General features: G+C 66.6%; 5 protein-coding genes. All 5 read left to right on the top strand.

The annotated features are described in order from the left end of the window. Positions 1-747 precede the first annotated feature (747 nt). Entirely contained in the window at positions 748-1119 is a 372-nt protein-coding gene (gene rpsL, locus IE312_RS05020) for a 30S ribosomal protein S12 (protein ID WP_003948652.1), read from the top strand. A 2-nt stretch (positions 1120-1121) separates the two neighbouring features. Beyond that, positions 1122-1592, top strand: coding sequence for a 30S ribosomal protein S7 (gene rpsG / locus IE312_RS05015; RefSeq protein WP_030345396.1), 471 nt, complete (start codon positions 1122-1124; stop codon positions 1590-1592). A 39-nt stretch (positions 1593-1631) separates the two neighbouring features. Then, positions 1632-3758, top strand: coding sequence for an elongation factor G (gene fusA / locus IE312_RS05010; RefSeq protein WP_189978705.1), 2127 nt, complete (start codon positions 1632-1634; stop codon positions 3756-3758). Between the two features lie 156 nt (positions 3759-3914). Then, positions 3915-5108 (top strand): elongation factor Tu, encoded by a 1194-nt coding sequence (gene tuf, locus IE312_RS05005; protein WP_014674366.1) that lies wholly within the window; start codon positions 3915-3917, stop codon positions 5106-5108. 208 nt (positions 5109-5316) lie between these two features. After that, the coding region (locus IE312_RS38830; RefSeq protein WP_229899073.1) for a hypothetical protein at positions 5317-5538 on the top strand (222 nt) is incomplete at its 3' end.

The following is a 5538-nucleotide window of genomic DNA, read 5'->3' as shown; positions in this document are numbered from 1 at the left end:
GCGGACTACTGACGGGCGTCGGCGGGTGGTTGAAGGGCTCTGCCGCGGACTGTGGGCGGGCTTTGCTGGTGGCTGGCGGGCGCTGCGGCGGGCTGCTGGCGGGCGCCGGCGGGCCGCTCGGGCTGTGCGGCGGCAGGCCGACGGACTCTGCCGGCGGCTGACAGGCTGTGGTGCGGCTGCTGACGGATGCCGGCGGGTGGTTGAAGGGCTCTGCCGCGGACTGTGGGCGGGCTTTGCTGGTGGCTGGCGGGCTCTGCCGGCGGCAGACAGGCTGTGCCGGGCGGGCCGCTGACGGGCGCCGGCGGGCGACCGAGGGGTCCGCGGCGGGCGGCTGACGCGCTCTGCCGGCGGCTGACACGGCCCTGCGGCGAACGACTGGCAGGCGCCAGCGGGTGGGTGGGCTGCTGGCGGGCTCTACGGGTCGCTGGCGGAGCTCCGCGGGTGATCGAGGGCTCCGGAGGGTGCTCGCGTCACGGCCGCCGACGGGCCGGCGTGCCCGGCGTGATCAGGCCCACCCCATTTGTTTTGACCGCAGCGAATGAGGTAGGTACGCTCAGACCTTGTGCCTGGGGTGTGCCCTGGCTCGTGTGCGTGCCTTCAACCGCACGGCGAGCCGCGACCGGCCACCGTAATTCGCGCCCTTTTCGCCTTGCGGCGGGAGTCTGGCGGATTCGACACACCCGACCGCGTGGGTCGGCGAAGTTCCAGGTTAGCTGTACCTATCGGCACACAGAAACCGGAGAAGTAGTGCCTACGATCCAGCAGCTGGTCCGTAAGGGCCGGCAGGACAAGGTCGAGAAGAACAAGACGCCCGCACTCGAGGGTTCCCCTCAGCGTCGTGGCGTCTGCACGCGTGTGTTCACGACCACCCCGAAGAAGCCGAACTCGGCCCTGCGTAAGGTCGCGCGTGTGCGTCTGACCAGCGGGATCGAGGTCACCGCTTACATTCCGGGTGAGGGACACAACCTGCAGGAGCACTCCATCGTGCTCGTGCGCGGCGGCCGTGTGAAGGACCTGCCGGGTGTTCGCTACAAGATCATCCGCGGCTCGCTCGACACCCAGGGTGTCAAGAACCGCAAGCAGGCTCGCAGCCGTTACGGCGCCAAGAAGGAGAAGTAAGAATGCCTCGTAAGGGCCCCGCCCCGAAGCGCCCGGTCATCATCGACCCGGTCTACGGCTCTCCTCTGGTGACCTCCCTGATCAACAAGGTGCTGCTGAACGGCAAGCGCTCCACCGCCGAGCGCATCGTCTACGGCGCCATGGAGGGCCTGCGCGAGAAGACCGGCAACGACCCGGTCATCACGCTGAAGCGCGCTCTCGAGAACATCAAGCCGACCCTCGAGGTCAAGTCCCGCCGTGTCGGTGGCGCCACCTACCAGGTGCCGGTCGAGGTCAAGCCCGGCCGCGCCAGCACCCTGGCGCTGCGCTGGCTGGTCGGTTACTCCCGCGCCCGTCGCGAGAAGACCATGACCGAGCGTCTCCTCAACGAGCTTCTCGATGCCTCCAACGGCCTCGGTGCTGCCGTGAAGAAGCGCGAGGACACCCACAAGATGGCCGAGTCCAACAAGGCCTTCGCGCACTACCGCTGGTAGTCGCTACCCACATCGAGACCGAGAGAAGACTGAAGCCTTATGGCTACCACTTCACTTGACCTGGCCAAGGTGCGCAACATCGGCATCATGGCCCACATCGACGCGGGCAAGACGACCACCACCGAGCGGATCCTGTTCTACACCGGTGTGTCTTACAAGATCGGTGAGGTCCACGACGGCGCTGCCACCATGGACTGGATGGAGCAGGAGCAGGAGCGTGGCATCACGATCACCTCTGCTGCCACCACCTGTCACTGGTCGCTGGAAGACGTCGACCACACCATCAACATCATCGACACCCCGGGTCACGTCGACTTCACCGTCGAGGTGGAGCGCTCCCTGCGCGTGCTCGACGGTGCCGTGACGGTGTTCGACGGCGTCGCCGGTGTCGAGCCGCAGTCCGAGACGGTGTGGCGTCAGGCGGACCGCTACGGCGTGCCGCGTATCTGCTTCGTCAACAAGCTCGACCGTACGGGCGCCGAGTTCCACCGTTGCGTGGACATGATCTCGGACCGCCTGGGCGCTCAGCCGATCGTCATGCAGCTCCCGATCGGTGCCGAGGCCGACTTCCAGGGCGTCGTGGACCTGGTCCGCATGAAGGCGCTCGTCTGGTCCGCCGAGGCCACCAAGGGCGAGATGTACGACGTCGTCGACATCCCGGCCACGCACACCGAGGCTGCCGAGGAGTACCGCGGCAAGCTGATCGAGGCCGTGGCCGAGAACGACGAAGAGATCATGGAGCTGTACCTGGAGGGCGAGGAGCCTTCCGAGGAGCAGCTGTACGCCGCGATCCGTCGTATCACCATCGCGTCCGGCAAGGGCACCGGCACCACGGTGACCCCGGTCTTCTGCGGTACCGCGTTCAAGAACAAGGGCGTCCAGCCCCTGCTCGACGCGGTCGTGCGCTACCTGCCGTCCCCGGTCGACATCGAGGCCATCGAGGGCCACGACGTCAAGGACGCCGAGACGGTCATCAAGCGCAAGCCGTCCGAGGAAGAGCCGCTGTCGGCCCTCGCGTTCAAGATCATGAGCGACCCGCACCTGGGCAAGCTCACCTTCGTCCGGGTCTACTCGGGCCGCCTGGAGTCCGGCACCTCGGTGCTGAACTCCGTCAAGGGCAAGAGGGAGCGCATCGGCAAGATCTACCGCATGCACGCCAACAAGCGTGAGGAGATCGCGTCGGTGGGCGCCGGCGACATCGTCGCCGTCATGGGCCTGAAGCAGACCACCACCGGTGAGACGCTCTGCGACGAGAAGAGCCCGGTGATCCTGGAGTCCATGGACTTCCCGGCGCCGGTCATCGAGGTCGCGATCGAGCCCAAGTCCAAGGGTGACCAGGAGAAGCTGGGTGTCGCCATCCAGCGTCTCGCGGAGGAGGACCCCTCCTTCCAGGTGCACACCAACGAGGAGACCGGCCAGACCGTCATCGGCGGTATGGGCGAGCTTCACCTCGAGGTCCTCGTGGACCGCATGAAGCGCGAGTTCAAGGTCGAGGCCAACGTCGGCAAACCGCAGGTGGCCTACCGCGAGACGATCCGCAAGGCCGTCGAGCGTGTCGACTACACCCACAAGAAGCAGACCGGTGGTACCGGTCAGTTCGCGAAGGTGCAGATCGGCATCGAGCCCCTCGAGGGCGGCGACGTCTCGTACGAGTTCGTGAACAAGGTCACCGGTGGCCGCATCCCGAAGGAGTACATCCCTTCGGTGGACGCCGGTGCGCAGGAGGCCATGCAGTTCGGCATCCTCGCCGGCTACGAGATGACCGGTGTCCGGGTCATCCTCCACGACGGTGCCTACCACGAGGTCGACTCCTCCGAGCTGGCCTTCAAGATCGCCGGTTCGCAGGCCTTCAAGGAGGCCGCGCGCAAGGCCAGCCCCGTGCTGCTCGAGCCGATGATGGCCGTCGAGGTCACCACGCCCGAGGACTACATGGGCGAGGTCATCGGTGACATCAACTCCCGCCGTGGCCAGATCCAGGCCATGGAGGAGCGGGCTGGTGCCCGCGTCGTGAAGGGCCTCGTGCCCCTGTCGGAGATGTTCGGCTACGTCGGCGACCTCCGCAGCAAGACGTCGGGTCGCGCAAGCTACTCGATGCAGTTCGACTCCTACGCCGAGGTTCCGCGGAACGTCGCCGAGGAGATCATCGCGAAGGCCAAGGGCGAGTAACGCACCGCGTTCACACGCCGTAGGCTTGACTCCGGAGCCTCAAGGGGCAAACGTCCGCAATCGTGAGCGTTTGCCCCGGGTTCCGGGCCTTTACAGCAAAGATCACCTGGCGCCGATGAAGTAAGGCGTACCAGAACCACTCCCAGGAGGACCCCAGTGGCGAAGGCGAAGTTCGAGCGGACTAAGCCGCACGTCAACATCGGCACCATCGGTCACATCGACCACGGTAAGACGACCCTCACGGCCGCCATTACCAAGGTGCTGCACGACGCGTACCCGGACCTGAACGAGGCCACCCCGTTCGACAACATCGACAAGGCGCCCGAGGAGCGCCAGCGCGGTATCACCATCTCCATCGCGCACGTCGAGTACCAGACCGAGGCGCGTCACTACGCCCACGTCGACTGCCCGGGTCACGCGGACTACATCAAGAACATGATCACGGGTGCGGCGCAGATGGACGGCGCCATCCTCGTGGTCGCCGCGACCGACGGCCCGATGCCGCAGACCAAGGAGCACGTGCTCCTGGCCCGCCAGGTCGGCGTTCCGTACATCGTCGTCGCCCTCAACAAGGCCGACATGGTGGACGACGAGGAGATCCTGGAGCTCGTCGAGCTCGAGGTCCGTGAGCTCCTCTCCGAGTACGAGTTCCCCGGCGACGACGTTCCGGTCGTCAAGGTCTCCGCGCTCAAGGCCCTCGAGGGCGAGCAGGAGTGGGTGGACTCCGTCCTCAACCTGATGAAGGCCGTCGACGAGTCGATCCCGCAGCCGGAGCGCGACGTCGACAAGCCGTTCCTCATGCCGATCGAGGACGTCTTCACGATCACCGGTCGCGGTACGGTCGTCACCGGCCGTATCGAGCGTGGTGTCCTCAAGGTCAACGAGACCGTCGACATCATCGGCATCAAGACCGAGAAGACCACCACCACGGTCACCGGCATCGAGATGTTCCGCAAGCTGCTCGACGAGGGCCAGGCCGGTGAGAACGTCGGTCTGCTCCTCCGTGGCATCAAGCGCGAGGACGTCGAGCGCGGCCAGGTCATCATCAAGCCGGGCTCGGTCACCCCGCACACCGAGTTCGAGGCGCAGGCCTACATCCTGTCCAAGGACGAGGGTGGCCGCCACACGCCGTTCTTCAACAACTACCGTCCGCAGTTCTACTTCCGCACGACGGACGTGACCGGCGTGGTGACCCTCCCCGAGGGCACCGAGATGGTCATGCCGGGTGACAACACCGAGATGAAGGTGGAGCTCATCCAGCCCGTCGCCATGGAAGAGGGCCTGAAGTTCGCCATCCGTGAGGGTGGCCGCACCGTGGGCGCCGGCCAGGTCACCAAGATCGTCAAGTAAGTTCCGCTTGCTTGAGGGTCATCTGACCTAAGGGAAAGGCCCGTACGACTGAGGTCGTACGGGCCTTTTCCGTTTCTCCGGTCCTCCAGTCCTTCGGTCCTTCGAAACTATTCGGCGGCCCCGACCGGTTCCGCCCGCTGTCGGCCCCCTCCACTATTTGTCATGGCTCTGAGCAAATAGGAGTGACCCGGGGTGTGGGAGGGGACGCATGTCTGTGGCGCGCAGGACGGTGCTGGGGGCCGGTCTCGCGGCCGTGCCCGTGCCGGCCTCGGGGACGGCCCGGGCCGGTGAGGCGCCGGGCGGTCCGGCGATGACTGAGGCGGCGGGCGGCCCGAGGGTGACGGACCCGGGGGCGTACGTCTCCTTCACGGGCGGGGCGTTCTCCCTCGTGGGCGCGCCGGTGGTGGCGAGCCCGGAGGATCATCCAGGG

The sequence above is a fragment of the Streptomyces capoamus genome (genome assembly GCF_014654935.1).
Classification (GTDB): domain Bacteria; phylum Actinomycetota; class Actinomycetes; order Streptomycetales; family Streptomycetaceae; genus Streptomyces; species Streptomyces capoamus.
The sequence above is the reverse complement of the archived record's forward strand: the minus strand, read 5'-3'. Positions and strand labels throughout refer to the sequence as shown.

Bases quoted from the DNA above. Each gene is read 5' to 3' on its own strand.
- rpsG (WP_030345396.1), top strand. From the start codon at position 1,122: ATGCCTCGTAAGGGCCCCGCCCCGAAGCGCCCGGTCATCATCGACCCG.
- fusA (WP_189978705.1), top strand. From the start codon at position 1,632: ATGGCTACCACTTCACTTGACCTGGCCAAGGTGCGCAACATCGGCATC.